Raw genomic sequence first — 26,396 nt, 5'->3', positions numbered from 1 at the left:
GTCAGACATTGCTCGAAGCGCTTGCGTCGGCGAGGACCCCGCTGTCCTCGGGCGTCAGCCCGTCGCCGAACGACGCACCGCCCTGGCGCGCTCCTTCGACCGCCCAGTACACCGCCTCGGGCGTGGCCGGCGAGGCCAGCTCCACGCTGATCCCGGCGGGCCCGAACTCCGCGGCCGCCTGCCGCAGGGCTTCGCGCACCGAGAAGGCCAGCATCAGCGGGGGCTCGCCGACCGCCTTGGACCCGTAGACCGCGCCCTCCTCGGTGGCGTTCTCCATCAGCCTGACGTTGAACTCCTCGGGCATCTCCGAGAAGCTCGGCAGCTTGTACGTGCTCGCCGCCTGGGTCAGCAGACGGCCGCGGTTCGGGCCGTCGCCGGAGTCCCAGCGCATGTCCTCCAGCGTCAGCCAGCCCGCACCCTGGACGAAACCGCCCTCGACCTGACCGATGTCGATCATCGGGGAGAGGCTGTCGCCGACATCGTGGACGATGTCCACCCGCCGGATCCGGTACGCACCGGTGAAGCCGTCCACTTCCACCTCGGTCGCGGCCGCGCCGTAGGAGAAGTACTTGAACGGCGAGCCGTGGAACGCCTTCGCGTCCCAGTGCAGGCCCTCGGTCCGGTAGAAGCCGGCCGCCGAGAGCTGGACCCGCTGGAAGTACGCGGTGCGCACCAGGTCGTCCCAGGCCAGCTCCTCGTCGTTGCCGAGGGCGCGCGCGACGCCCTCGACGATGCGCACGTCCGAGGCGTTCGTACCCAGCTGCGTGCCGGCCACCTGGAGCAGCCGCTCGCGGATCTGCTCGCAGGCGTTCTTCACCGCCGCGCCGTTGAGGTCCGCCCCCGCACTGGCGGCGGTGGCCGAGGTGTTGGGCACCTTGTCGGTGCGCGTCGGGGCCAGCCGGACCTTGTGCAGCGGGATGCCCAGCGTGGTCGCGGCCACCTGCAGCATCTTGGTGTGCAGGCCCTGCCCCATCTCGGTGCCGCCGTGGTTGATCAGGACGGACCCGTCCTTGTAGACCAGCACCAGCGCACCGGCCTGGTTGAAGGCGGTGAGGTTGAAGGAGATGCCGAACTTGATCCCGGTCATCGCGAGCGCCCGCTTGGTGTGCGGGTGCGCGGCGTTGAAGGCCGCGATCTCGCGCCCCCGCTCGGCCAGGGCGGCGTCGTCCTTGACCTGCTGCCAGATGACGGAGATCCGCTCGGGGTGGGGGACGGGCTGCCCGTACGGCGTCGACTGGCCCTGGCGGTAGAAGTTGCGCTCGCGCAGCTCCATCGGATCCAGGCCCAGCAGCGGCGCGCACCGGCCCATGATGTCCTCGATCACCAGCATGCCCTGGGGTCCGCCGAAACCGCGGAAGGCCGTGTTGGAGACCTTGTTGGTCTTGGCGATGCGCCCGGCGATCCGCGCGTTGGGGAGCCAGTAGGTGTTGTCGATGTGGCACAGCGCGCGGGCCACCACGGGCTCGGACAGGTCCAGGCTCCAGCCGCCGTCGGCGGTCAGGGTGGCGTCCAGGGCCTGGATGCGGCCCTCGGTGTCGAAGCCGATCTTCCAGGTGGCGTGGAACCCGTGGCGCTTGCCCGACATGGTCAGGTCCTGGGTCCGGTTGAGCCGTACGCGGACCGGCCGGCCGGTGAGCTTGGCACCGAGCGCGGCGATGGCCGCGAACCCGTGCGGCTGCATCTCCTTGCCGCCGAAGCCGCCGCCCATCCGCAGGCACTGCACGGTCACCTCGTGGCTGTGCAGGCCGAGTACGTGGGCGACGATCTCCTGGGTTTCCGAGGGGTGTTGGGTGCTGCTCTGGACGAACATCTGCCCGTTCTCGTCGAGGAGAGCGAGCGCCGCGTGCGTTTCCAGATAGAAGTGCTCCTGGTCGGAGAACTGGAACTCCCCGGTGAACACGTGCGCGGAGTCCTCGAAGCCCGCGTCCACGTCACCGGTCACCATCAGGGGCCGGGCGCCGTGGAAGCTCCCCGTCTCGATCGCCTCCCGCAGGGTGATCACCGAGGGCTCTTCGTCGAGCTCCACCTCGACGGCCGCCGCACCGAGCCGGGCCGCCTCCACGCTCTCGCCCAGGACCCAGGCGACCGCGTGGCCGTGGAACATGACCGTGTCGGGGAAGAGGGGTTCGTCGTGCTTCATCCCGGCGTCGTTGACGCCGGGCACGTCGGCCCCGGTCAGTACGCGGACCACACCGGGCACGGCGAGCGCCGGCTCGGTGCGCAGCGCCGTGATCCTGCCGTGGGCCTTCATGACCTGGACCGGGTAGGCGTGCAGGACGTCCTTGGTGCGGTGGACCAGGTCATCGGTGTAGAGCGCCGCACCGGTGACGTGCAGGTTCGCGCTCTCGTGCGGCATCGAAACCCCGACGACGGGCTTTTCGGGACGCTGGGACAACTGGCTCATGACTTCGCCGCCTCGGTGGTTTGCACGTACAGCTTGAGCAGGCTCTGGCCGAGCATCGCGGAGCGGTAGAGGGCGCTGGCGCGGTGATCGTCCATCGGGGTGCCCTCGGCCCGCAGGATCCGGGCCGCGGCCTCGACGGTTTCCGCCGTCCAGGCCTTGCCCTCCAGGGCCGCCTCGGTGCCGAGCGCGCGGATCGGGGTGGCGGCCACGCCGCCCAGGCCGATGCGCGCCTTGCGGACGGTCCCGTCCTCGATGTCGAGGGCGAAGGCCACCGCGACGCTGGAGATGTCGTCGAAACGCCGCTTGGCGATCTTGTGGAAGGCCGTGACGGGCGACAGCGGCAGCGGGACGCGCACCGCGCGGATCAGCTCGCCGGGACGGCGCACGCTCTGCCGGTAGCCGGTGAAGTAGTCGGCCAGGGGGACCTCGCGCTCGCCGTCGGCGCCGGCCAGCAACAGCGAGGCCTCCAGCGCGAGCAGCACCGGCGGGCTGTCGCCGATGGGGGAGCCGGTACCCAGATTGCCGCCGAGGGTCGCGCTGTTGCGGATGAGCCGGGACGCGAACTGCGGGAACAGCTCCGCCAGGAGCGGGACGCTGCCGTCGAGCCGGCGTTCGATCTCGGTCAGCGTCTGCGCCGCCCCGATCTCGATGTGGTCGGACTCAACGCGCAGCACCCGCAGTTCGGGCAGCCGGTCGACCGCGACCACGCAACTCGCGCGGCGGGAGCGGATGTTCACCTCCACGCCCCAGTCGGTGCTGCCGGCGACCACCACCGCCTCGGGGCGCTCGCTCAGCAGCCGCACCGTCTCCGCGAGGGTGGCGGGCCGCAGGAACACGCTGTCGTCCTGGGCGTATTCGGTGGCGGCCGGCTCGGGCGGGGACTGCTCGCGGCGCTGCGCCAGGACGTCGTCCTCGGTGGGCGAACCGACGGCGAACGCGGCGTCGCGGATCGGGCGGTAGCCGGTGCAGCGGCACAGGTTGCCGCTCAGCGCGTGCAGGTCGAAACCGTTCGGGCCGTGCTCGGAGTCGGCGCCTTCCGCCGGATCGGCGCCCGGGCCGGCGGCAGGGTCCGCGCCCGGGTCCGCGTGTGCGCAGCGGTCGGGCCGGTAGTACTCGGAGGCCATGCTGCAGATGAACCCCGGTGTGCAGTAACCGCATTGGGAGCCGCCGCGGACGGCCATCTCCTCCTGTACGGGGTGCAGCGCGGTGGGTGCGCCGGACGCGTCGACGGTGGCGAGGCCTTCGGAGGTGACGACCTCCTGACCGTCGAGGGCCAGGGCCGGTACCAGGCAGGCGTTGACGGCCACCCAGTCGGTGGGCTTGTTCACCCCCGGCCGGGCCACGAGCACCGAACAGGCGCCGCATTCGCCTTCGGCGCAGCCCTCTTTGGTGCCGGTGAGACCGCGGTCGCGCAGGAAGTCCAACACCGAGGTGTGGGCTGCGGCCGGAGAGATCGGTGTTTCTTTCCCGTTGACCGTGATCCGCGCCGCTACCACGGCACGTCCCCGTTCCGGGGCGCGGTCGATCGGACTGTCCTAGTTGCCATGGCAGGAGCTTTCTCGTTCAGTGGCCGCGGCTCGACAACCCGCGGCTCGACAACCCGCGGCTCGACAACCCGGAGCGCGGCGAATCGGCACGCGAGGAGGCGCCGTAAGTGGTGACAGAGTGGTGGAGAACTTCCGGGGCCGCGAGTGGGCACGCCGGGAAATGGGGGCTGTTCAGCAGCCGTGTGCGACCCGACCCGGGGCCCAGGCGGTCTGGTGTGCGAGGCGAAGCGGTACGGAGATGGTCGACATCCGGCTTCGCCTCCTTCCAGTGGGTCCCGAGTTGGTTCGGTCGAAGTTACGTGCCGGAGATTGATCGGTCAAGCACATCTCGGTCGATACTACGAGGGCCGGCGACGTCGAGGGTGAGGCCGCGCGGCTGGAGGATGGTGCGGGTGTCGAAGGCCGTCGTGGTGCCGGGGGACTGGCTGATCCGGTAGTCGCGGGTGAGGGTCGCGGCGGCGATGGTCATGGCCGTCGTGGCGAAGTGCGTACCGAGGCAGTTGCGCGGTCCGCCGCCGAAGGGCATGAACGCGTACTTGGGCAGGGGGGTGTCGGGACGCTCGATCCAGCGGTCCGGGTCGAAGGCGGCGGGCCGGTCGTAGTGCTGCGGATCGCGGTGGAGGACGAAGGGGCTGACGCCGACCCGCTGGCCGCGGCGGAGCGGGAAGCCGGCGAGCTCGGTGGGTTCCTCCACGGTCCGCTGGACGAGCCACAGTGGGGGATACAGCCGCAGGGTCTCCTTCACGACCGCCCCGGCGACGGGCAGCCCGGGCACATCGGCCGCGGTGGGGGGCCGCCCGGCGAGTTCCCGGTCGGCCTCGTCCCGTACCCGGCGGCGCAGGTGCGGATGCCGGTCGAGGAGCAGCAGCAGCCAGGAGAGCGCGGCGGCGGTGGTCTCGTGGGCGGCGAACAGGTTGGCGACGATCACGCTGGTCGCGCCCTCGCGGGTGAGGGCGCCCTCCTCGCAGGCGGTGTCCAGGAGGTCAGCGACCGCGGGCGGGGAGTCCTCCCGCCGGGTGGCACGGCGCCGGCGCATCAGGGCGGAGACCTCGTCGGCGAGGTCGCGGGAGGCGCGGCGCAGGCGGCGCCGGCGCAGCGCGTGCCAGCGGGCGGGCAGGGGCAGGGCGGGAGGCAGCAGCGCGTCCTGCAGACGGGCCAGGAGGCCGGGGACCGTGCTCGACTCGGGCCCGAGGCAGAATTCCGCGATGAGGTGGGCGGTGAGGTCCTCCAGCGCGGGGATCGCCTCGATCCTGCCGCGTGCGCGCCAGGTCTCCGCGTGACGGGTGACCGTGGCCGCGAGACGGTCGCCGGCGGCCCGCGTACCGGTCCGGTTCAGGCCGCGGCCGGCGAGTGCGCGGGCCCGCATCCACAGGGCCAGGTCTTCGGAGGCTCGGCTTCCGTCGGTCGCTTCGCCCAGCAGGTCCTTGGCGATCGTGTAGGTGGTGTTGGTGTGCTTGAGCACCTGCTCCGCGAGGACGGGTGAGTTCACGAGGTACAGGTCGTCGTCGAAGCGGACCAGGTCGCCGTACTGCTGCTGGTCGAGCAGGAAGCCGAGGTGGTCCCGCTCGAACGCACGCCTGTTGCCGTGCCGCCCGGCCCCCGAGGGGCCGGGCGGCACGCGGGTCGACAGCACGGGCTAGCGTCCCTGGACGCCGTAGTAGTAATACGCGGTGGACGTGTCCTGGCCGCCCAGCGCGCTCTTCACCGCACTGCTGCGTTGCACCTTCGCTCCGGAGGGGTCGTTGGCCAGGTGGGCGGAGCCCGATGCGGCGTGGGCCGATCCGGCGCCGAGGAGCGCGGCGACGGCGGAGACGGCGATGAGGAGCGACTTGCGCAGGGGGATCAGGGCAGCCATGGCCGTCCTCCTTGTTCCGGGGGTGCAGGGCGGCGGGTCCGCCCTGTCCGATGCCCTCATTGCGCCATCCCGCGGGCCGCGCGGGCACGCCCCGGGAACCCGTGACGTGACCGCCCGGCCCGTTTGTGGCACACTGCCCGGCTTTCGGCCGTGACCTGCGGGCGGGGGAGCCGGGAGGGCCCGGCTGAATATCGTCGGTCCGCCGAACAAACCCCGGGCGGGACAGGATCACCGGAACGAAGCAATGGCAACGTCTTTTCACGGTGGGGCGGGGATCTGCGCCGTTACGGTTCCCCGGGATCTGGACGGACGCGCCAAGCCGGCGGCAGACGTTCGCCTTCCTTTCCCCGCTGATGAAGGAGAGCTCGACCGATGACCGTTGACACCAGCCCGGAAGCACAGCTGGATCCGCCCAAGCAGTCCAGCCTGGGCACGTCGGCCGCCCGCAACCTTGCCACCACGACCAAGTCCGCTCCGCAGATGCAGGAGATCACCTCCCGCTGGCTGCTGAGGATGCTCCCCTGGGTGGAGACCAAGGGCGGCGCCTACCGGGTGAACCGCAGGCTGAGCTACACCGTCGGCGACGGGAGCATCGAGTTCGTCCAGGACGGCGCCCGCGTCCAGGTGATCCCGCGCGAGCTCGGCGAGCTGGCCCTGCTGCGCGGCTTCGACGACGAGGAAGTGCTGACGGCGCTCGCCGGCCGCTGCGTCCAGCGCGATTTCCGTGCCGGTGAGGTGCTGGTCGAGCGGGGTGCTCCCGCCGAGCAGATCCACTTGATCGCCCACGGCCGGATCAGCCAGACCTCCGCGGGCAAGTACGGCGACGAGATCTCCGTCGCGGTGCTCGCCGACGGCGACCGGTTCGGCGAGAACGCCCTGCTGGACTCCGACGCCCAGTGGGACTACACCGCCACCGCCGATACCCCCGGCACCCTGCTCACGCTCTCCCGCGCCGACTTCGCCGGCATCGTCTCCGGGGCGCCGCACCTCCAGGAGCACATCCAGCGGTTCAGCTCGCTGCCCCTGCAGCGGCAGAACAAGCACGGCGAGGCCGAGATCGCGATGTCGGCCGGCCACACCGGCGAGGCCGAACTGCCCGGCACCTTCGTCGACTACGAGTCCAAGCCGCGCGAGTACGAACTCTCCATCGCCCAGACCGTGCTGCGGGTCCACACGAGGGTCGCCGACCTCTACAACGGGCCGATGAACCAGACCGAGGAGCAACTCCGGCTCACCATCGAGGCCTTGCGCGAGCGCCAGGAACACGAGCTGGTGAACAACCGGGAGTTCGGCCTGCTCCACAACGCCGCCTTCAAGCAGCGGATCCAGACCCACTCCGGCCCGCCCACCCCGGACGACATGGACGAGCTGCTCTGCCGCCGCCGCGGCACCAAGCTCTTCCTCGCCCACCCCCGCACGATCGCCGCGATCGGCCGCGAGATGAACGCCCGCGGGCTCTACCCGGACCACGTCGACGTGGGCGGGCAGCAGGTCCCGGCCTGGCGCGGGGTCCCGATCCTGCCCTGCAACAAGATCCCCATCACCAAGGAGAACACCAGTTCGATCCTCGCCATGCGCACCGGCGAGGACAACCAGGGCGTCATCGGGCTCCGCCAGACCGGCCTGCCGGAGGAGTACGAGCCGGGCCTGTCGGTCCGCTTCATGGGCATCGACGAGAAGTCGATCATTTCCTACCTGGTCACCACCTACTACTCCGCCGCGATCCTGGTGCCCGACGCCCTCGGTGTCCTGGAGAACGTGCAGATCGCCCGCCGCACCGACTGACCGGCCGGCGGCCCCGTCCGACGACAGCCCGGACCCTCCCGGGCCGGCCGAGCGCGCCCGGGGTCCGGGGACAGACCACCCACCTCACCAAGGAGTCACGGATGCCCGAGCCCGGGCCTTCCCCTCTGCAGTCGAGCCTGCCCGGCGCCGCGGCCCAGTTCGGGGCCCACGTCCTCGGCACCGCCCAGGCCCACGCGTCCGGCGGCCTGCCGGGCCCGCCCGTACTGCCCGGCCTGCCCGCGGGACCCGGCCTGCCCTTTCCGTCGCCATCAGCGGCTCCACCCACGACAGCTGCCCCGCCCACCACACCCGCTCCACCCGCCCCGAGCGCCGCCCTGCGACGGCTCCTGAGCGGACCCAGCGGCCTGGGCACGGAGGGCCTGCACCCGGCCCGAAGGGAGGAGCCCCGCGCACCCGCGGCGGCTCCGGAGCCCGGGGCTCCGGCGGTCGGGAACCCGATCCCGGGCCTCTACTACCACCCGGTGCCGGACCCGGACCCGGTGCGGGTCGAGGAGGTCAGCCGGCGCATCAAGGCCTGGGCGGTGGACGAGGTCGACCTGTTCCCCGAGGACTGGGAGAAGCAGTTCGACGGGTTCCAGGTCGGGCGCTACATGGTGGCCTGCCATCCGGACGCTCCGACCATCGAGCACCTGATGGTCGCCACCCGGCTGATGGTCGCCGAGAACGCGGTGGACGACTGCTACTGCGAGGACCACGGCGGTTCGCCCATCGGCCTCGGCGGACGCCTCCTGCTGGCGCACACCGCCATCGACCCCCTCCACACGACGAAGGAGTACGAGCCCGCGTGGGCGGCGTCCCTCCAGTCCGACGCGCCCCGGCGTGCCTACAGCTCCGCCATGGAGTACTTCCTCGCGCAGGCCAGTCCCTCGCAGGCGGACCGCTACCGGCACGACATGGCCCGGCTGCACCTGGGGTACCTCGCCGAGGCGGCCTGGAGCCAGACGGAGTATGTCCCCGAGGTGTGGGAGTACCTGGCCATGCGGCAGTTCAACAACTTCCGCCCCTGCCCCACCATCACCGACACCGTCGGCGGATACGAGCTCCCGGCCGACCTGCACGCCCAGGCGGCCATGCAACGGGTCATCGCACTCGCCGGGAACGCCACCACGATCGTCAACGACCTCTACTCCTACACCAAGGAACTCGCCGCCCCCGGACGGCACATGAACCTTCCCGTGGTCATCGCCGACCGGGAGGGCACCTCCGACCAGGAGGGCTACCTGAAGGCGGTCGAGGTCCACAACGACCTCATGCACGCCTTCGAAGCGGAGGCCGCCGCCCTGGCCGCCGCCTGCCCCGTCCCGAGCGTGCTGCGCTTCCTGCGGGGAGTCGCCGTCTGGGTCGACGGCAACCACTACTGGCACCAGACCAACACCTATCGCTACAGCCTGCCCGACTTCTGGTAAGGACGGACCTATTCGTGACCAGCATCGATCTGACCACCGGCTCGAACTGCACCACCCCGGGTTGCGTGATCATTCCCGGCCCGGCGACCCCCTACCAGGGGGACATCGCCCGCTACTGGAACAACGAGGCCAGGCCCGTGAACCTGCGCCTCGGTGACGTGGACGGGCTCTACCACCACCACTACGGCATCGGCGACGTCGACCACTCCGCCCTCGGCGACACCGACGACAGCGCGTACGAGAAGAAGCTGGTCGCCGAGCTCCACCGGCTGGAGTCGGCGCAGGCCGAGGTGCTCCTGGACCACCTCGGCGCCATCGGCCGCGAGGACACCCTCGTGGACGCCGGCTGCGGCCGCGGCGGCTCGATGGTCATGGCCCACCAGCGCTTCGGCTGCAACGTGGAGGGCGTCACCCTGTCCGCCAAGCAGGCGGACTTCGCCAACCAGCGCGCCCGCGAGCTCGGCATCGAGGACCACGTCCGGGCCCGCGTCTGCAACATGCTCGGCACGCCCTTCGAGACCGGGCAGGCCACGGCGTCCTGGAACAACGAGTCGAGCATGTACGTCGACCTGGACGACCTCTTCGCCGAGCACTCCCGCGTCCTGAAGGTCGGCGGCCGGTACGTGACCATCACCGGCTGCTGGAACCCGCGGTACGGCCAGCCCTCGAAGTGGGTCTCCCAGATCAACGCGCACTTCGAGTGCAACATCCACTCCCGCCGGGAGTACCTGCGGGCCATGGCCGACAACCGCCTCGTGCCGCAGGCCGTCATCGACCTGACCCCCGCGACCCTGCCCTACTGGGAGCTGCGGGCCACGTCCTCGCTGGTCACCGGCATCGAGGAGGCGTTCATCGAGTCCTACAAGGACGGCTCCTTCCAGTACGTGCTGATCGCAGCCGACCGCGTCTGACGACCGGCTCCGGTGCCGGGCCCGCCCCCCGGCGGGCCCGGCACCACCGGTCACCGGCCGGGTCTCAAGGCAGCAACAGGGCAGCGTGCGCGAGGAGTTCCCCGTACACCTCGGGGCGGTCCCGGTCGATCACGGGGAACCCCTGCCCGAAGTCGCCGTTCACCCAGCGCGCCTCGATGCCGGGGTTGGCCAGGTCGGTGCCGTCGTGGAGGAACACGTGCGGGCTGCAGTCGACCCGCCCCCCGCGCGCCGACTCGTACTGGGCCGTCACGGCGGCGCGCGCCGATCCCGTGTCCAGGGCGTTCGCGAGCTCGTCCACCTCGACGGCGCCCGTCGCGGCGGCCACGTCCAGGATGACGTGGCGCATCGAGATGCAGCGGCCCTCCGCCCAGAAGGCGCGGCGCAGCGCGCGGTCGAGCCGCTCGCTGGCCTCCAGGGACTGGGACTTGGCCGCGTGCACCGCTTCGAGCGCGGGCAGGGTGGTGACCGGGTAGGTCCAGTCGGGCCCCTGCCACAACCGCCAGCCTGCTTCCGGTTCGAGCGCGCCGAGCACCGAGATCTCGGAGTCGACGCCGGGTCGGGCGTTGACCTCCCGGTTGAACAGCTCCAGGGGAAAGGCCCGGAAGTCGAACCAGATCCGGCCCTCCAGACCCAGCTCGCGCCGGGTCTCGTGCAGCCGGTGCACGGCCACGTGGGCGAAGGAGCAGTTCAGGTCGGTGTAGACGCTGATCGTGTCGGGGGTCGCGGGCAGCCGCGGGTCCGTGGGACGGCCGTCCCTCGCCCCGCTCGTGATGCTCGTGGCGGTCACGGGGTCCAGCCTTCCTGCTCGGGCCGGGTGCTGTGGGAGAACCGGGCCACGGTGACGTCCCCGGAGACGACCGAGCCCTCCCAGCCGTAGACCTGTCCGAAGGATCCGGATCCGGTGTCGGCCGGGTGCCGTCTGGAGAAGGTGAGCGCGATCCGGTCGCCGGGCCGTACGGGCACGGCGTCCCGGACCGGCAGGTAGGCGTGCTTCCAGCTGTCCGAGGTCGTACGGGCCCGCGGATCGTCCGCCGCGACCTCGTCACCGGAGATGTCCAGGGCCACGGTGTCCGAGAGGGTGGCCACGAAGTAGCCCTTGAAGCCGGTGAACAGCCCCGCCCGCTGGACGGTGTACACGAGCGGGATCTCGTACGAGTTCTCGTGCGCGCCGTGCGTCCCCTCGAAGGCGTAGCGGCGTAGCAGGCGCGGCGCCGAGAGCTGGCCGGCCACCGGGATGACCGCGTCGTAGTAGAGGTCGAAGGCGTCCCGGGCCCCGCGCCCCTTCAGCAGCTCGGCGAACTCGGCCGGGCTCCCGGAGTCCTGCGGTGAGCCGCCCTGCACCGCGCCGTGGGCCGCCTCCGCGCTGACCGGTACGAGATAGCTCTCCACGGCCGCCGGGAGCATGGCGCCCCCCGGTCGCAGGAAGCGGCTCCGGGCATCGTCGAGGATCGCGACGCAGTTCTCGTTGTCGGCGAGGTTGCCCATGATCTCGGAGATGATCAGGTCCACCCGCTCGGGCAGGTCGATGTCGAAGGAGAAACCGCGCAGCGGATGGAAGCGGTCCCCGAACCCGGCCTCGGTGAGCCGCCGCGTCGCGGTTTCCAGGATCTTCTCGTTGAGGTCGATGCCGTAGACCCGCGCCGCTCCCGCCTCCAGCGCCCACTGGGCCAGGATGCCGGTACCGGTGCCCAGGTCGAGGACGGTCGCGCCGGGCCGCACCGCCTCGGTGACGGCCGCCTTGTACGCCGTCATGCGCAGCCGGTCGCCCAGCATGAGGTCGTGGAAGCCGTCGTCCCATTCGAGGAGCCGCTCGGACGCCGGCAGCCAGACGTCCTGCGGTGCGTACAGCTGCCCGAGCACGCCCGCGTGGTGCACGGTCAGCGGCTCCGCGGACGGGCCGGCCACCGGGCAGCCGGTGGTGAGGTCGAAGCCGGTGCCGTGCAGCGGGCACGTGATGCGCAGGGTGCGCGCATTGACCTGCCCGTGCACGAGCCGGCCGAGCCGGTGCGTACAGGCGGCGTCGATCACGAACTCCCGTCCCGCGACACGGACCCGTACCCGGTCACCCGGCAGCTCTTCCAGCACGGCGTCGCTCATGCCACCTCCCGCGCGCGCTCGACGGCGGCGTCGAAGGCGCCCCCGATCAGTCCGGACAGCAGCTGCGCCCCGACCCAGAGCTTCGTCGCGTCGAGCCCGCGCGCCGCTTCGTACTCCTTGATCGCGGTCTGCATCTCCCGCATGTGGAAGGTGTCGATGTGCAGGTGTTCCGTGTAGTACCGGCCCTGCTCGATCCCGAGCCGGGCGCAGGCGCGGGCCTGCACGGTGAAGGCGTCGGGGATGCTCGCCTCCAGGTAGGCGAGTGCGCCGAGGAAGTACTCGACGTCTCCGGCGCGCTGGGTGAGCCAGTAGAAGACGTTGAGGAACGCGTACGTCTCGTCGGCGGTGGTGTCGAGGAAGCTCTCCAGCTCCTGGGGGAGCCCCAGTTCGGCGAGCAGGTCGAGGTAGAGCTTGGAGTGGGTCTGCTGGAGGTTGCCGCAGCCGAACTCGTCGATGAGCACGCGCATCACGGCCATCTGCGCGCGGATCGGGAGCCGGGGTACCGCCGGGAAGAAGTTCTGCGCCTCGGTCAGTCCGTCGAGCGCGAACTCCCGTACCACGTGGGCGAACTGTTCCCGGGTGGCCTTCTCGGCGAGGTAGCTTCCGGCCGGGCCGGCCTCGCGTTCGAGCGCCAGCAGTCCGTCCAGGCGCTCCTTCCACTCGGCGCGGCCGGCGAGCGGTGCGGTGCGCTCGGCGAGATCCCCGACGAGCGGCTCGATCCAGGCGGCCTCCAGTGCCTCGATCCGGGCGAGGACCGCGGAGCTCTGGAGGGTGCGGTTGTGGAGGAACAGCCGCTTGTGCGGGCTGTCTTCGGGCTTCGGTGTCACGTTCAGCACGGGACCTCCCGGTCGGTCTCGATCACGGCGCGCCGCAGCAGTTCGGTCTTCAGCGAGCGGTACCAGTCGTCCCGGTCCAGGCCGTAGCGTGCGTACGCGGCGTGCAGCTGCGCCGCCCGCTCCTCGCCCCGGTCGGTCAACAGGGCCCGGCAGAGCTCCGGTTCGACGTTCCCCAGTGCGACGACCCAGCCGTCGACGGGTCCGGACTCCAGCAGGAGGTGTTCGAGCCCCTGGACCACGGGTACGCCCGGGCCGGCGGCGATCAGCGCCCGGGTGAACTCGGGCTCCCCGGCGGAGTCCTTGACCCCGGCCACCCCCGGCAGCGCGCAGACGCGCAGCAGGGTGCCGAGTTCGAGACTGTTCCCGGAGACGGCCGACTCGTGGTAGACGATCACGGGCAGTCCGGCCCCGGCCACGGCCTCGAAGTGGCGGTACATCTCCTCCTGGGTCACGTCCGCCCCGTACGGGGTGGTGACCACGACCGCGGCGGCGCCGAGGCCCCCCGCCGTGCGGGCGAGGGCGAGGGTCGCGGCGGTGGTGGGCCGCAGGATGCCGGCGAGGACCGGTAAGCCGTCGGCGTGCCGGACGGCGGCGGTCAGCGTGTCCCGCCACTGCCGGTCCGACAGGGCGCCCCCCTCGCCGGTGCTCAGCGCCGGCAACAGGGCGTCCCCGTAAGGCCGTACGGTGGCGATCAGGCGGGCCATGCTCTTCTCGTCGATCTCTCCCGCCGCGTCGACCGGGGTGACGAGCGCGGTGGTCATTCCGGTGATCATCGGTTCTCCGTCACAGGGTCTCGGCCGGCACGCGCAGGGCGAGGGACTGCTGGTAGAGGTCTTCCAGCGGCCCGGGGAAGCGGGCTTCCGGTCCGCCGGGTCCGGGTCCGGTACCGCCGTCGGCGCCGGTCACGGCGCGCACCGCGAGCCCGGTCGTGGCGGCGAGGCGCGGACTGGCCGTGTGCAGCAGGCCCTTGCGGACCTCGACCATGCCGAGGAGCAGCCGCTCGTGCACCGGAAGGGACGCGGGCAGCTCCGTGCCGGTGGCGTGCAGGACGTCGGCTTCCTCGTAGCCGAGCCGCCGGATGTCCATGACGGTGTGCAGGTTGTCCATGAACGGGTAGTAGGCGTCCTGGAGTTCGCGGGAGAAGCCCCAGATGACGTCGTCGCAGCGGCCCACCTGCTCCAGGCTCATGACGATCCGGCCGTCGAGCCGGTCCACGAAGAAGGCCTTGCAGGCGCGGCGTACGTCCTCGTCCTCGCTGTTCATGCCGAGGAAGAGAGCGGCGTCGGCGTACTCGTCACGCACGTGGCGGTCAGACGGCATGGCGGTCGAGCACCTCGCGCATCCGGGCCATGGCGTCGGAGAACACCTGCGGGTCGCGGGCGAGGGCGAAGCGGACGTAGGCCTCGCCGCGGTCGGGCTGGCTCCAGAAGAAGAACCGCCCGGGCAGGACGTACACCTCGGCCTCGGCCAGCAGCCGCTGCAGTTCGGTCGCCGTCAGCTCGGGGTGGTTGATGCGCGCCCAGGCGACGCTCACTCCGGCGACGGGCTCCTGGTACTCCAGGATCGTGCCGTCGATCGCCTTGCGTATCGCCTCGCGGTTCTGGGTGAGGACCTCGCGGACGGAGCCGAGCCGGTCGCGGGTGGAGTCCTCGACGTACTGGGTCAGCATGTTGAGCACGAACGGCGAGACGTTGAGCAGCACGCTGGTGTGCAGGTTGTAGACGTCCTCGCGGATGTCGTCGCTGGCCGTGATCATGGCCGCCTTGGCGTCCTGGACGGGCCAGGTCTTTCCGGTGTCCTCGATGGCCAGGTACGAGATGCCCGAGCTTTCGAGGAGCTCGTAGATGTCGAAGCGGGCCAGCTTCTCGTCGTAGAGCGTGAACGAGGCGAAGCAGAAGTCGATGACCAGCAGCTTGTTGTGGTCCTTGCAGAAGCGGACCACCTCTTCGAAGCCCTTGCGGCCGTGCTGGAGCAGTGTGAAGCCGGTGGGGTTGTTCGGGTCGACGAGGAACAGGGCGTCGGTGCGGACCCGGCGCTTGAGCTCGGAGTAGATGCGGTCCGGGTCGTGGAGCGCGGACTCGTCGATCGGGTACATCGGCACGCCCATGTTGTGCAGGACGTCGTAGAGGTTGTCGAAGCAGGGCTCGACCAGCGTGACCGACTTGCGCTGCTGCTTGAGGTACATGCCGGCGACCATCGTCGAGATCGAGGCGGCGTACGAGAGCAGGGTCTTGTTCTTGGCCAGGGCGGTGTGCTGGCGGTGCAGGGTGAAGAAGGCCTCGATGAAGCGCTCCTCGGCCGTTGCCTGCAGCCCGCGCTCCGCCTCGTACCAGAGCTCGGGCAGCCGGGCGACGATCTCGCGCTGGCTGTCCGACTGCTGCTGGTGGGTGTGTGCGTCGGCGAGGTTGAACCTGGTGCGCAGCGCCTGGATCTCGTGCTGGGTCAGGTCGAGGAGCTGGTTGTCCGGGCTGGTCGGGCTGGGGTGCGTGGTCATGCGTCCTCCGATCAGGAACGGGCGTGCCACGGGAGAGTTCGCGCAGTGCGGGTGCGTCACGGTCGCGGAACCTGATGGACCCGGCATCGAGGAGGTGCGGTGACCCTCGATCCGTGTGAAGGTGATCCCCCGTAAGCGGACTGCGGTCCGGTTGGAACGACCCTGGCACATCGGGTTCTCGCGAGCAAGGAAACGAACGGCGAAGACCGGGGGAGCGGTTAGGTGCCGTTCCGGCCCCCACTCCGGGCACGGCCCGTGTCCGTGCTGAGTACACTCACGAGACCCACACCCACACCCACACCCACACCCACGACGTCACGAACGAAGGCACACCATGAGCGCGGGGTCGCCTGAAGTGGCCGAACCCATCCGGGAGCCGGCTCGCGAGCGGTCGGACGCGGCGCGCAACCGTGGCCGCATCCTGGTGGTCGCCGCGGAACTGTTCAGGGAACAGGGCGTCGACAACGTCTCGCTCGATGCCATCGCGGCGCGCGCGGGCGTCGGCAAGGGCACCCTGTACCGCCGCTTCGGCAGCAAGTCAGGGCTGGCCGTGGCCCTGCTCGACGCGCAGGTGGGCGAGCTGCAGGACAAGATGCTCCACGGGTCGCCGCCCCTGGGGCCAGGTGGTGATGCGGGCACGCGGATCACCGCCTTCTTCGAGACCTATCTCGATCTGCTCGACACGAACCTGGAACTGGTCAGGCTTTCGGAGACCACCGCGCCCGGCGTCCGGTACCAGATCGGCTCCTACCGCCTGTGGCAGCGACACCTGGCCGACCTGCTGGCCGAGGCGCGGCCGGAGCTGGACGCCCAGGGCACCTCGCACCTCCTGCTCGCCATGGTCGACGCGGATCTCCAACAGGCGCTCCGCGAGGGCGATTTCACCCCGGGGCGGATTCGCGGGGCGCTGCGCGAGCTGGTGCGGCGGGTCCTGGAGGCCTGAGCGGCACGCCGCGGGCAGGGCTGGTCCCGGTACGGCGCGAGCCGTACCGGGACCGCGGCAGGTCGACGCACCGGGCGTCAGACCTCCCTGACCGCCTCGATCTCCAGGGAGAGCTCGATCTCCTTGGAGACCAGGAACCCGCCGGTTTCCAGGGCCATGTTCCAGGTCAGGCCCCAGTCCTCGCGGTTGATCTTGCCGCGGGCCGAGAAGACCGTACGGTCGTTGCCCCACGGGTCCTTGGCGTGGCCCAGGTAGTCGACGTCGAGCTCGACGCGACGGGTGAACCCCTTGATCGTGAGATCGCCGGCGAGCGTGCCGCTCGTGCCGTTCCAGCTCACCGACGTCGAGGTGAAGGTCGCCCGGGGGTGTTCGGCCACGTCGAAGAACTCGGCGGACCGCAGGTGGTCGTCCCGGGCCGTGTCCCCGCTGTTGACGCTGGCCATGTCGATCACCGCGGTGACCTTGCTGTCCTCGGGCCGCTCGCCGATGTAGACGGTGGCGTCGACGCCGGTGAACCGGCCGCGCACCTTCGTGAGCATGAAGTGCCGGCCGAGGAAGCCGACCTCCGCGTGCCCCGGGTCGACCTTCCAGTCGCCCACGGCCGGGAGTTCGACCCCGTCCACGGTGCGGGTCGGTGACATCGCGCTACTGGTCATCGTCGTTTCCTCCTGCTCGTGTCGGGACGCGGAACCTCAGAGGCCGGACTCGGTCGGGAGGCCGCCGCCGATCCAGTCCTGCTTGCCGTCCTTGTACGTGAAGACCTTCGAGTAGCCGAGCTCCGCGAGCCGCGCGGCCGCGATCCCCGAGTTGGAGCACGTCGTGTCGGTGCAGTAGACGATGACCTCGGCGTCCTTGTCGGGCAGCAGGCCGGGGGCCAGCGCGTCGACGTCGTCGAGGGGGAGCATCAGCGCCCCCGGCAGGTGCGCCTCCGCGTAGTACTGCTCCGGGAGGGCCTCGACGACCGAGACCTTGCCACTGTCGAGCTTCTGCTTGACCTCGTCGCGGGAGAGGTTCTGAACCGCCATGTAGCCAGCCTCCAAAAATCAAGGATCAATAAGTGCGTACGCACGCACCTTAACAAGTATGTGCGGGCGCACGCAATGGGAGTAGGATCGCGGTGTGAACGGACAGGACGATCGACTCGAGGCGTGGCGGGCGATGCTCCTCGCGCACAACACCGCGGTGCGCGCCATCGAGAGCGACGTGCAGCGCGACGGCCGGATCCCCTTGACGTGGTACGACGTGCTGCTCGAACTCAAGGCGGCCGGCGAGCACGGGCTGCGGATGCAGGAAGTGGCGAACCGAGTGGTCCTCAGCCGCACCCGGGTCAGCCGCCTGATCGACGAGATGGTGCGCGCCGGGCTCGTCTCCAAGCTGCCCGACCCCCACGACAAACGCGCCTCGTGGGCCGTCATCACCCCGGAGGGGGCCGAGGCGCACCGGGTGACGGCTCCGGTCTACATGCGTAGCATCCAGAAGCACTTCTCCGCGCACCTCACCGACGCGGACGCCGCGGTGATCGCCCGGGCGCTGTTCAAGGTGGCCCAGCCCGCCACCGACGTTCAGCTGGGCTGACGTCCGCCCGGGAATGACCGTTGGGCCGGCCGGCGTCCGGCCGGGACCGGCGTCCACCTCGCGTACGGTGCGCGCGAACCCGTACGGGCGTATGCGAACCGGGCCCGCCGCTCCGTGCGGCGGGCCCGGCCCGTCTCACGCACAGGCGGAGCAGAGACCCCGGTAGGTGACGTCGACCCCGGACACCGTGAAACCGAACCGCTGCTCGGCCGGGAGGCCGGCCAGCGGGTCGCCGGTGGGGTGGACGTCGCGGATCAGGCCGCAGCCGGAGCACACCAGGTGCTGGTGCGGGCGGTGCGCGTTGGGGTCGTACCGTTTGGCCCGGCCGTCGGTGGTGACCTCCAGGACCTCGCCGAGGGAGACCAGCTCGCCCAGGGCGTTGTAGACGGTGGCCCGGGAGATCTCCGGCAACCGCTCCACCGCGCGGGCGTGCACCTCGTCGGCCGTGAGGTGCACGTGGTCGCCGTCCAGCACCTCCGCGACCACGCGCCGCTGGGAAGTCATCCGCCAACCGCGCTCGCGCAGCCGCTCCAGCAGGTCACTCATATCGGCTCACCACTTTCAGATTCGCAGGGGCGGTCCGGCGGGGTACCCGGGAATCTACCCGCGGACGTCCGGGATCCGACAGGATGTGGGCTTGGTGTCGTTCTTGACTTGGATTGCGTCCATCGTAGGATCGGTCGTGTTGATAGCCAAGGGACAGGAACGGTCCGGAGCAGCGCGAGACTGGACTTGAGACCGTCCGCCAGGTGAGCGCCCCGGCCGTCAGGACGACCGTGAAACCGGGGCCCGCTGCCAGGTCCCGTGCCCCAGAAATGTTCCATCGCATGCAGTTCCTGATCACCGTGACCGCCTGGTCCGGTCCGGAAGGATTCCCATGTCTGAGAACCACGATGCAATTGTCACGGACGCGAAGGCCGAGGGCGGCGCCGGCTGCCCGGTCGTGCACGACCGCGCCGCGCACCCGACCCAGGGCGGCGGAAACCGCCAGTGGTGGCCGGACCGCCTGAACCTCAAGATCCTCGCCAAGAACCCGGCCGTGGCCAATCCCCTCGGCGAGGACTTCGACTACGTCGCGGCGTTCAACACGCTCGACCTCCCGGCGGTCAAGCGGGACATCGCGGAGGTGCTGACCACCTCGAAGGACTGGTGGCCCGCCGACTTCGGCCACTACGGCCCCTTCATGATCCGCATGGCCTGGCACAGTGCCGGCACCTACCGCATCAGCGACGGCCGCGGCGGCGCCGGAGCCGGCCAGCAGCGCTTCGCCCCCCTCAACAGCTGGCCGGACAACGGCAACCTGGACAAGGCGCGCCGACTGCTGTGGCCGGTCAAGAAGAAGTACGGCCAGAGCCTCTCCTGGGCCGACCTCATGATCCTCACGGGCAACGTCGCCCTGGAGTCGATGGGCTTCGAGACCTTCGGCTTCGGCGGCGGCCGCGCGGACGTCTGGGAGCCGGACGAGGACGTCTACTGGGGTCCCGAGACCACCTGGCTCGACGACGAGCGCTACACCGGCGACCGCGAGCTGGAGAGCCCCCTCGGCGCCGTCCAGATGGGCCTCATCTACGTCAACCCGGAGGGCCCCAACGGCACCCCGGACCCGCTCGCGGCGGCGCGCGACATCCGCGAGACGTTCCGCCGGATGGCGATGAACGACGAGGAGACCGTCGCCCTGATCGCGGGCGGCCACACCTTCGGCAAGACCCACGGCGCGGGCCCGGCGGAGAGCGTCGGCGACGACCCCGAGGCCGCCCCGATCGAGGCGCAGGGCCTGGGCTGGGCCAACTCCTACGGCAGCGGCAAGGGCGGCGACGCCATCACCAGCGGTCTGGAGGGGATCTGGACGAACACCCCGATCGCCTGGGACAACACCTTCTTCGACATCCTCTTCGGCTACGAGTGGGAGCTGTTCAAGAGCCCCGCCGGCGCCCACCAGTGGCGGCCGAAGGCCGGCGCCGGGGCGGGCACCGTACCCGACGCGCACGACCCGTCGAAGACCCACGCGCCGACGATGCTCACGACCGACCTCTCGCTGCGCATCGACCCGGCCTACGAGCAGATCTCGCGGCGCTTCCACGAGAACCCGGCCGAGTTCGCGGACGCCTTCGCGCGGGCCTGGTACAAGCTGACCCACCGCGACATGGGCCCGGTCGTGCGCTACCTCGGACCCGAGGTCCCCTCCGAGGTCCTGCTGTGGCAGGACCCGCTGCCCGCGCTGACCCACTCCCTCGTCGACGACGCGGACGTGGCCGCCCTCAAGGCCAAGGTCCTCGCCTCGGACCTGACGGTGTCCCAGCTCGTCTCCACCGCCTGGGCCGCGGCCTCTTCCTTCCGTGGCAGCGACAAGCGCGGCGGCGCCAACGGCGCGCGCATCCGCCTCCAGCCGCAGAGCGGCTGGGAGGTGAACAACCCCGACGAACTGGCGACCGTACTGCGCACGCTCGAGGGGATCCGGGAGTCCTTCAACTCGGCGCAGACCGGGGGCAAGGAGGTCTCGCTGGCCGACCTCGTCGTCCTCGCGGGCGGCGCGGGCGTCGAGCAGGCCGCCAAGGACGCCGGTGTCGAGATCCAGGTGCCGTTCGCGCCGGGACGCGTGGACGCCTCGCAGGAGCAGACCGACGTGGAGTCGTTCGCCGCGCTGGAGCCGGCCGCCGACGGGTTCCGCAACTACCTCGGCAAGGGCAACCGCCTGCCGGCGGAGTACCTGCTGCTCGACAAGGCGAACCTGCTGAACCTCAGCGCCCCCGAGACCACCGTCCTCGTGGGCGGCCTGCGGGTGCTCGGGGCGAACCACCAGCAGTCTCCGCTCGGCGTCCTCACCACGACCCCCGGGTCCCTCACCAACGACTTCTTCGTCAACCTGCTCGACCTGGGGACGACCTGGAAGCCGACCTCCGAGGACGCGAACACCTTCGAGGCCCGCGACGACGCCACGGGCAAGGTCAAGTGGACCGGCAGCCGCGTCGACCTGGTCTTCGGGTCGAACTCCGAGCTGCGCGCGCTCGCGGAGGTCTACGCGAGCGACGACGCGAAGGAGAAGTTCGTCAAGGACTTCGTCGCCGCCTGGGACAAGGTGATGAACCTGGACCGGTTCGACCTCGTCTGATCCCGGCGTCCGGGCCGGCCGGCCGTGACCGGCGGCCGGCCCGGACCCCGGCGGGGCCTGTGGGCCCCGGCCTCCGGCATGCCGCCGCGGGGCCGCGTTCACCCGGACGGCGGAGCAGCGGAAGCCGCCCGCGCCGTGCCGGGGCAGTCTGTGCGTAGGACCGCCACCACCGCACAGACGAGGACCGCGCCATGTCCCACAGCAGGCGTATCAGCATCATCGCGGGAACGGCAGCGCTGCTGCTGACGGCCACCGCCTGTTCGGGCCTGGGCCGGAGCACCGTCGGGATGCTCGAATTCCGCGGCCACGACTCACCGCTCGAGGTGAGCTACATCAACACCTCGGTCAAGGGCTGCCAGAAGATCGGCCTGCCCAAGGGGGCGACCCACGTGGAGAACAACACCCTCGTGGACGTCGTCCTGTACCAGACGGAGGACTGCCGCAAGCTCGACCGCGGCGACGGCACCTACGTGGGCACGACCCTGTCGAACGTCACGGCCCCCGAGGCCCTGCCCTGGCGCAGCTTCAGCGTCATCCACTGACGCGCGGCGAGCCCGCCCACGACGACCGCGGGCCCGCGGCCCGCGGCGCCCCGTGTCACTGCTCCCCGCCCCGGCCGTAGCGCCGCTGGAACCGCTCGACCCGTCCGGCGGTGTCCAGGACGCGGGCGGTGCCGGTGTAGAAGGGGTGGCTCGCGGAGGAGATCTCCACGTCGACGACGGGGTACGTGTGTCCGTCCTCCCACTCGATCTGCTGGGCGGGCGGCCCGCCGGCGAGGGTGGAGCGGGTGAGGAAGGCGTAGCCGGCGGCCTTGTCGCGGAAGACGACGGGGCCGTACGCGGGGTGGATTCCGGGCTTCATGGCGATGTCCTTGGAGAGCAGGGGTGGGGAGCGTGGCGGAGCGGGGCGGAGTCGGGCGGGGGCCGGGTGGGGCCGGGCCGCGGATCAGCGTTCCTCGCGGAAGTCCACGTGCCGTCGTACGACCGGGTCGTACTTGCGCAGGGTCATCCGGTCGGGGTCGTTGCGCCGGTTCTTGCGGGTGACGTAGGTGAAACCGGTCCCCGCGGTCGAGCGGAGCTTGATGATCGGGCGTACTTCGTTGCGTGCCATGTGGCTACTATATGGGAATGGTTTCCATTTCCAATACGGCGGCCGGTGGCCGTCGCGAGAGGCAGGCCACGCCATGTCCGCCCACTGCCAGCTGACCGGGGCCGAGCCCGGCTTCGGCAACAAGATCTCCCATTCGCACCGCCGCACCTCGCGTCGTTTCGACCCGAACATCCAGCACAAGCGCTACTGGCTGGCGAGCGAAGGGCGTCATGTCCGCCTCACCCTCAGCGCCAGGGCGATCAAGACCATCGACGCGATCGGGGTCGAGGCCGCAGTGGCCCGGATCCGCGCCCGGGGGGTGAAGGTCTGATGGCCAAGCAGGGGAAGATCGCCAAGAACGAGAAGCGCAAGGTCCTCGTCGCCCGGTACGCCCTGCGGCGCGCCGAGTTGAAGGAGGTGCTGCGCAAGCCCTCCTCCGACGAGTCCGAAATGGCTGCCGCGCAGCGGGAGTTGCGGCGACAGCCGCGCGACGCAAGTGCGACGAGGGTGCGCAACCGGGATGCCGTGGACGGGCGGCCGCGCGGGCACCTGCGGAAGTTCGGGCTGTCCCGGGTGCGGATGCGCGAACAGGCCCACGCCGGGTTCCTGCCGGGAGTGACCAAGTCCTCCTGGTGACGGTGGAGTCGGGCCGCGCCCGCCTAGTGCTGTGGCCCGGCCGCCGACGGACCGGACCGGCCGGCACGGCATGCTGGGGCGGTGTCCTCTCCTTCCGTGCATCCTCACCAACAGACCGACTCCGCCGACCTGATGGTCGTGTGCGGGGACGACGGGCTCGCCCACCGGCTGGCAGCGGAGCTCCGCGACGTGTACGAGGAGCGGGTGACGCTGGTCGTGCCCGCCGTCCGCGAGGTCCGGCCCGGGGCGGGGCCCGGACAGGGTCGTACCCGGGCCCGGGTCGGGGCCGGGCGCGCGCTGCTGGGGCGGTTCCCGGCCGCGCGGAACCGTACGGCCGCGGGCGGCCGGGCCGCCGCGGGGGAGGCGCCCGTACCGGAACTGCGGGTGCTGGAGGCCCCGGCCCCCGACGAGGAGGCGCTGGCCGCCGCCGGGGTGGCCGGGGCGGCGGCGCTGGCGCTCGTGTACGAGGACGACGAGACGAACGTACGGGCCGCCCTGGTCGCCCGTCGGCTGAACCCCAGGCTGCGACTCGTCATCCGCCTCTACAACCGCAAACTCGGCCAGCACCTCGAGGAGTTGCTCGACCAGGCGGCGCTCGTCGCGGAGCCCGGGCTCGACCGGCGGGGGCTCGACTCCGCCACGACCGTGCTCTCCGACGCCGATACGGCAGCCCCCGCCCTCGTCGCCTCCGCCGTCGCCGGCACCAGCAAGGTGATCCAGGCCGACGGGCTGCTCCTGCGCGCGGTGGAACGCACACCTCCCGGTCCCGGCGAGGTCGCCGACCCGGGCCTGTGCACGCTGGCCCTGCTCTCCGCCACCGCCGTGGACCCGGCCGGCGCCGACGGCTCGGAACTCGGCGGCGACCGGGGCCCGCAACTCCTCCCGGACGCCCGGTCCGTGGCGGCCGCGACCGGGCGGGGGATCGTCGCGCTGGAAGCGGTCTCCCACGCCGCGGCCGCACCGGAAGGGCGGCGGCTGAACCAGGTCTCCCTGCCGGTGGGTTCACTGTTCTCCCGCAGGCTCCGCTGGTCGCTGGCCGGGATCACGGCCGCCGTCGGCGCCCTCGCCGTGGCCTCCTCCCTGGTCACGGGGGACACCCCGCTGCACGCCGTCTACCTGACCCTGCTCGACGTCTTCGCGATCAACGACCCCGCGCTCGACCAGCCCACCGAGCGGCAACTCCTGCAGATCCTGGCCGGCTTCGTCGGGCTGCTCCTGCTGCCCGTCCTGGTCGCGGCGGCGCTCGAAGCACTGGGCGCCTTCCGGACCGCCACGGCCCTGCGCAGGCCGCCGCGCGGACTCTCCGGCCACGTCGTGCTGCTCGGGCTCGGCAAGGTCGGCGCGCGGGTGCTCGCGCGACTGCGGGAACTGGGGATCCCCGTGGTGTGCGTGGAGTCCGACCCCACGGCCCGCGGGATCGCCCTCGCACGGCGCCTGCACGTGCCCGTCGTGGTCGGCGACGTCACCGACGAAGGGGTCCTGGAGGCCGCCCGGATCCACCGCGCCGACGCCCTGCTGGCGGTGACCAGCTCGGACACCACCAACCTGGAGGCCGCGCTGTACGCCCGCTCGGTGAAGCCCGACGTGCGGGTGGTGATGCGGCTGTACGACAACGAGTTCGCCACCGCCGTCTACCGCACCCTGCGCGAGGCCCATCCGACGGCACTCACCCGAAGCCGCAGCGTCTCCCATCTGGCCGCGCCCGCGTTCGCCGGGGCGATGATGGGCCGCCAGGTGCTCGGTGCGATCCCGGTGGAGCGCAGGGTGCTGGTGTTCGCGGTGCTGGAGGTGGCGGGCCATCCCCAGCTGGAGGGCCGCACCATCGCGGAATCCTTCCGGCCCGGTGCCTGGCGCGTCGTCGCGCTGGACACCGCCGCCCCGGAGAACCGCCGCCCCGGGCTCACCACGGAGCCGGGCTACGACACGGCCAGGCGGCCCGCGCTGGTGTGGGACCTGCGCCCCGGCTACGTCCTGCGGCCGCAGGACCGCGTGGTCATGGCCGCCACCCGGCGCGGCCTGGCGGAACTGCTCGGCCGCGGGCAGGCCCGTACGGCCGGGGCCGGGGCCGGGGCCGCGGGCACGGGGGCGGGTCAGCCCGGCTGAGCCGCCGGCGGGACGTCGCCGGTGGGCAGGAGGACGTGGTGCGTGCCGTGGCCGGCGGCGTCCACGTGCACCACGTGGGCGCCCACGCGCACGGTCTGCGTGCCCGCGGCGGTCCAGCAGCCCGAGGGACCCCCGGAGTGCGGCAGCGGGGACCAGACCTCCAGGAGGGTGCTGCCGTCGAGGTTGGTGCCCGTTTCGATCAGGCCGCCGCCGTCGCCGTCGGGGCGCAGGGCTCCGACGTCGTGGCCCGGGGCGCCGACGTCGTGGTGGAAGGTGACCAGCGCGCCGTCGTACGAGGTGGTTCCGGCGAAGCCGCGGCTGTCCGCGTAGAGGGTGTCGGTCTGGAGCCACACGACGTGCTCGGTCTCCCGGAGCGGGCCGCCGTTCCGGCTGATTCCGGCGCGGAGCCAGGCGCCGTGGCGCGGCGCGTCCATGGCCGGGCCTCAGGCCCGGCCGGTGCGGACGCCGGCGGACTTCACGCGTGGGGTGGGACAGATCTCCATGGCCCCACGGTATCGGCGTGCGGCCCGAGCGGCCGTCGCGACGGAGGCCGGACGGGCCAGGCCGGGACGGGGCGGCTCCGTCCCCTCCCGTCCGGCCCCGCCCCGGTTCGGAAGACGATCACCGGGCTGTCGTAGCATCACGGACATGCAGCCCATCCGCGCCCTTCGCCGCGCCTCGGCCGTCGCCGCGGGCGTCGTGGCGGTGCTGCTCCTCGTCTGCGGAGGGCTGTTCACACATCCCGCGCCCGCGGGGGACACGGCGGGCATGCGGATGGCCGGTTCGCTCGCGTTGGCCGGGACGCCCGGGCCGGCCCGAATGCCGGCGATGGCCGGGACACCTGGGCAGGCCCGAATGCCGGCGATGGCCGGGACACCTGGGGCGGCCAGGGTGTCGGCGATGGCCGGGATGCCTGGGCAGGCCCCGATGCCCGCCATCGGAGGGACGCCCGCGATGGCCGGGATCCCGGGAACGGCTGGGACGCCTGCGGGCGCAGGGACGCCCACCACGACGGGAACGCCTGGGATGGCCGGGATGCCTGAGGCGGCCCGGATGCCGGGAACGGCCAGGACGCCTGCTAGCGCAGGGGCAGCCACCACGGCCGGCATGGCCGGGGTGTCTGGGATGGTTGCCATGGCCGGTACAGCCACCATGGCCGGCACGCCCGCGATGGCCGGGTTGCCTGGGATGGCTGCGATGGCCGGTACAGCCACCACGGCCGGGACGCCCGCGGTCGCCGGGACGCCCGCGAGGGCCGGGACGCCCGCGGTCGCCGGGACGCCGGCCGTGCACATGCGCGCGGAGAGCGGTGCGGGTGGCGGAGGTTGTTCGGCCTTCGGGCAGGAATGTCCGCTGGCGTCGGCGTACGCGCCCACCGTGCAGGCCGGTCCCGCCGGGGATCTCGCCGGTTCCGCCATCTGGGGGACCCGGTCCGTGGCCGACGGCATTCCGCGGCCCGCGCCGGCACCGGAATGCTCCCGACCGAGAGCACCGGATCTCGACTCCCTCTGCGTCAGCCGGACCTGACCGGCCCCGCACCCGTGCCCGCCCGCTCGCCGGACGG

26 protein-coding genes are annotated in these 26,396 nt (G+C 71.6%); 10 read left to right on the top strand and 16 right to left on the bottom strand.

What is annotated here, in order from left to right; translation table 11 throughout:
* Window position 1 precedes the first annotated feature (1 nt).
* The 4 genes from xdhB to ACODT5_RS19530 form a co-directional block, all read right to left on the bottom strand.
* A complete protein-coding gene (xdhB, locus tag ACODT5_RS19545; RefSeq protein WP_422520600.1) occupies window positions 2-2,404 on the bottom strand; it encodes a xanthine dehydrogenase molybdopterin binding subunit in 2,403 nt (800 codons plus the stop codon).
* Window positions 2,401-3,900: a xanthine dehydrogenase small subunit gene (locus ACODT5_RS19540; protein ID WP_422520599.1), complete on the bottom strand. Its 1,500-nt coding sequence runs from the start codon at window positions 3,898-3,900 to the stop codon at window positions 2,401-2,403. Before ACODT5_RS19540 ends, xdhB begins: the two co-directional genes overlap by 4 nt.
* 346 nt (window positions 3,901-4,246) lie before the next feature.
* On the bottom strand, window positions 4,247-5,584 hold the full coding sequence (locus ACODT5_RS19535) for a cytochrome P450 (protein ID WP_422520598.1): 1,338 nt from the start codon (window positions 5,582-5,584) through the stop codon (window positions 4,247-4,249).
* A gap of 3 nt (window positions 5,585-5,587) precedes the next feature.
* Window positions 5,588-5,806 (bottom strand): hypothetical protein, encoded by a 219-nt coding sequence (locus ACODT5_RS19530; protein ID WP_422520597.1) that lies wholly within the window; start codon window positions 5,804-5,806, stop codon window positions 5,588-5,590.
* Between the two features lie 372 nt (window positions 5,807-6,178).
* Here ACODT5_RS19530 and ACODT5_RS19525 point away from each other — a divergent pair, with 372 nt between their 5' ends.
* From ACODT5_RS19525 to ACODT5_RS19515, 3 genes are all read left to right on the top strand, one after another.
* A complete protein-coding gene (locus ACODT5_RS19525; protein WP_422520596.1) occupies window positions 6,179-7,591 on the top strand; it encodes a family 2B encapsulin nanocompartment shell protein in 1,413 nt (470 codons plus the stop codon).
* 101 nt (window positions 7,592-7,692) lie between these two features.
* A complete protein-coding gene (locus ACODT5_RS19520) occupies window positions 7,693-9,018 on the top strand; it encodes a family 2 encapsulin nanocompartment cargo protein terpene cyclase (protein ID WP_422520595.1) in 1,326 nt (441 codons plus the stop codon).
* Window positions 9,019-9,032: 14 nt separating this feature from the next.
* The gene (locus tag ACODT5_RS19515; protein ID WP_422520594.1) at window positions 9,033-9,929 is read left to right on the top strand and encodes a geranyl diphosphate 2-C-methyltransferase; all 897 of its coding nucleotides are present in this window, start codon (window positions 9,033-9,035) and stop codon (window positions 9,927-9,929) included.
* A 64-nt stretch (window positions 9,930-9,993) separates the two neighbouring features.
* Here the strand turns inward: ACODT5_RS19515 and ACODT5_RS19510 are convergent, their stop codons facing one another.
* From ACODT5_RS19510 to ACODT5_RS19485, 6 genes are read right to left on the bottom strand one after another with little or no spacing between them, the layout of a single operon-like run.
* Complete coding sequence (locus tag ACODT5_RS19510; RefSeq protein ID WP_422520593.1) at window positions 9,994-10,737, bottom strand: DsbA family oxidoreductase; 744 nt, start codon at window positions 10,735-10,737, stop codon at window positions 9,994-9,996.
* Window positions 10,734-12,047, bottom strand: a complete 1,314-nt coding sequence (locus ACODT5_RS19505; protein ID WP_422520592.1) for a methyltransferase domain-containing protein — start codon at window positions 12,045-12,047, stop codon at window positions 10,734-10,736. Before ACODT5_RS19505 ends, ACODT5_RS19510 begins: the two co-directional genes overlap by 4 nt.
* The gene (locus tag ACODT5_RS19500) at window positions 12,044-12,883 is read right to left on the bottom strand and encodes an iron-containing redox enzyme family protein (RefSeq protein WP_422520591.1); all 840 of its coding nucleotides are present in this window, start codon (window positions 12,881-12,883) and stop codon (window positions 12,044-12,046) included. The genes ACODT5_RS19505 and ACODT5_RS19500 overlap by 4 nt, the downstream gene beginning before the upstream one ends.
* The gene (locus tag ACODT5_RS19495) at window positions 12,877-13,656 is read right to left on the bottom strand and encodes a dihydrodipicolinate synthase family protein (RefSeq protein ID WP_422520590.1); all 780 of its coding nucleotides are present in this window, start codon (window positions 13,654-13,656) and stop codon (window positions 12,877-12,879) included. The genes ACODT5_RS19500 and ACODT5_RS19495 overlap by 7 nt, the downstream gene beginning before the upstream one ends.
* 10 nt (window positions 13,657-13,666) lie before the next feature.
* The gene (locus ACODT5_RS19490) at window positions 13,667-14,203 is read right to left on the bottom strand and encodes a DUF6190 family protein (RefSeq protein WP_422520589.1); all 537 of its coding nucleotides are present in this window, start codon (window positions 14,201-14,203) and stop codon (window positions 13,667-13,669) included.
* Window positions 14,193-15,377, bottom strand: coding sequence for a pyridoxal phosphate-dependent aminotransferase (locus tag ACODT5_RS19485; RefSeq protein ID WP_422520588.1), 1,185 nt, complete (start codon window positions 15,375-15,377; stop codon window positions 14,193-14,195). Before ACODT5_RS19485 ends, ACODT5_RS19490 begins: the two co-directional genes overlap by 11 nt.
* A gap of 334 nt (window positions 15,378-15,711) precedes the next feature.
* Between ACODT5_RS19485 and ACODT5_RS19480 the strand changes: the two genes are divergently transcribed.
* The gene (locus ACODT5_RS19480) at window positions 15,712-16,320 is read left to right on the top strand and encodes a TetR/AcrR family transcriptional regulator (protein WP_422520587.1); all 609 of its coding nucleotides are present in this window, start codon (window positions 15,712-15,714) and stop codon (window positions 16,318-16,320) included.
* Window positions 16,321-16,397: 77 nt separating this feature from the next.
* Here the strand turns inward: ACODT5_RS19480 and ACODT5_RS19475 are convergent, their stop codons facing one another.
* Together ACODT5_RS19475 and ACODT5_RS19470 are read right to left on the bottom strand one after the other, a co-directional pair.
* The gene (locus ACODT5_RS19475; protein ID WP_422520586.1) at window positions 16,398-16,976 is read right to left on the bottom strand and encodes a YceI family protein; all 579 of its coding nucleotides are present in this window, start codon (window positions 16,974-16,976) and stop codon (window positions 16,398-16,400) included.
* 36 nt (window positions 16,977-17,012) lie between these two features.
* Complete coding sequence (locus tag ACODT5_RS19470) at window positions 17,013-17,345, bottom strand: rhodanese-like domain-containing protein (RefSeq protein ID WP_422520585.1); 333 nt, start codon at window positions 17,343-17,345, stop codon at window positions 17,013-17,015.
* Between the two features lie 94 nt (window positions 17,346-17,439).
* Here ACODT5_RS19470 and ACODT5_RS19465 point away from each other — a divergent pair, with 94 nt between their 5' ends.
* The gene (locus ACODT5_RS19465; RefSeq protein ID WP_422520584.1) at window positions 17,440-17,895 is read left to right on the top strand and encodes a MarR family winged helix-turn-helix transcriptional regulator; all 456 of its coding nucleotides are present in this window, start codon (window positions 17,440-17,442) and stop codon (window positions 17,893-17,895) included.
* 135 nt (window positions 17,896-18,030) lie between these two features.
* Here the strand turns inward: ACODT5_RS19465 and ACODT5_RS19460 are convergent, their stop codons facing one another.
* Window positions 18,031-18,441 (bottom strand): Fur family transcriptional regulator, encoded by a 411-nt coding sequence (locus ACODT5_RS19460; RefSeq protein WP_422520583.1) that lies wholly within the window; start codon window positions 18,439-18,441, stop codon window positions 18,031-18,033.
* 331 nt (window positions 18,442-18,772) lie between these two features.
* Between ACODT5_RS19460 and katG the strand changes: the two genes are divergently transcribed.
* Both katG and ACODT5_RS19450 read left to right on the top strand, forming a co-directional pair.
* Window positions 18,773-21,004: a catalase/peroxidase HPI gene (katG, locus tag ACODT5_RS19455; protein ID WP_422520582.1), complete on the top strand. Its 2,232-nt coding sequence runs from the start codon at window positions 18,773-18,775 to the stop codon at window positions 21,002-21,004.
* 191 nt (window positions 21,005-21,195) lie between these two features.
* The gene (locus ACODT5_RS19450; RefSeq protein WP_266902336.1) at window positions 21,196-21,546 is read left to right on the top strand and encodes a hypothetical protein; all 351 of its coding nucleotides are present in this window, start codon (window positions 21,196-21,198) and stop codon (window positions 21,544-21,546) included.
* A gap of 55 nt (window positions 21,547-21,601) precedes the next feature.
* Here ACODT5_RS19450 and ACODT5_RS19445 read toward each other — a convergent pair whose 3' ends face one another.
* Together ACODT5_RS19445 and rpmG are read right to left on the bottom strand one after the other, a co-directional pair.
* The gene (locus ACODT5_RS19445; RefSeq protein ID WP_422520581.1) at window positions 21,602-21,865 is read right to left on the bottom strand and encodes a type B 50S ribosomal protein L31; all 264 of its coding nucleotides are present in this window, start codon (window positions 21,863-21,865) and stop codon (window positions 21,602-21,604) included.
* Window positions 21,866-21,949: 84 nt separating this feature from the next.
* Entirely contained in the window at window positions 21,950-22,114 is a 165-nt protein-coding gene (gene rpmG, locus ACODT5_RS19440; RefSeq protein WP_385377693.1) for a 50S ribosomal protein L33, read from the bottom strand.
* A 73-nt stretch (window positions 22,115-22,187) separates the two neighbouring features.
* Between rpmG and rpmB the strand changes: the two genes are divergently transcribed.
* The 3 genes from rpmB (at window position 22,188) to ACODT5_RS19425 (ending at window position 24,832) form a co-directional block, all read left to right on the top strand.
* Complete coding sequence (gene rpmB, locus ACODT5_RS19435) at window positions 22,188-22,424, top strand: 50S ribosomal protein L28 (protein ID WP_422520580.1); 237 nt, start codon at window positions 22,188-22,190, stop codon at window positions 22,422-22,424.
* Entirely contained in the window at window positions 22,424-22,729 is a 306-nt protein-coding gene (gene rpsN / locus ACODT5_RS19430) for a 30S ribosomal protein S14 (protein WP_422520579.1), read from the top strand. The genes rpmB and rpsN overlap by 1 nt, the downstream gene beginning before the upstream one ends.
* Before the next feature lie 132 nt (window positions 22,730-22,861).
* Window positions 22,862-24,832: a potassium channel family protein gene (locus ACODT5_RS19425; protein ID WP_422524964.1), complete on the top strand. Its 1,971-nt coding sequence runs from the start codon at window positions 22,862-22,864 to the stop codon at window positions 24,830-24,832.
* On the opposite strand, the gene ACODT5_RS19420 is transcribed toward ACODT5_RS19425, so the two are convergent.
* Entirely contained in the window at window positions 24,820-25,266 is a 447-nt protein-coding gene (locus tag ACODT5_RS19420; protein ID WP_422520578.1) for a hypothetical protein, read from the bottom strand. The two genes, ACODT5_RS19425 and ACODT5_RS19420, sit on opposite strands and share 13 nt — an antisense overlap.
* Between the last annotated feature and the right edge of the window lie 1,130 nt (window positions 25,267-26,396).

The sequence above is a fragment of the Streptomyces tatrensis genome (genome assembly GCF_049310065.1).
Lineage (GTDB): Bacteria > Actinomycetota > Actinomycetes > Streptomycetales > Streptomycetaceae > Streptomyces.
The sequence above is the reverse complement of the archived record's forward strand: the minus strand, read 5'-3'. Positions and strand labels throughout refer to the sequence as shown.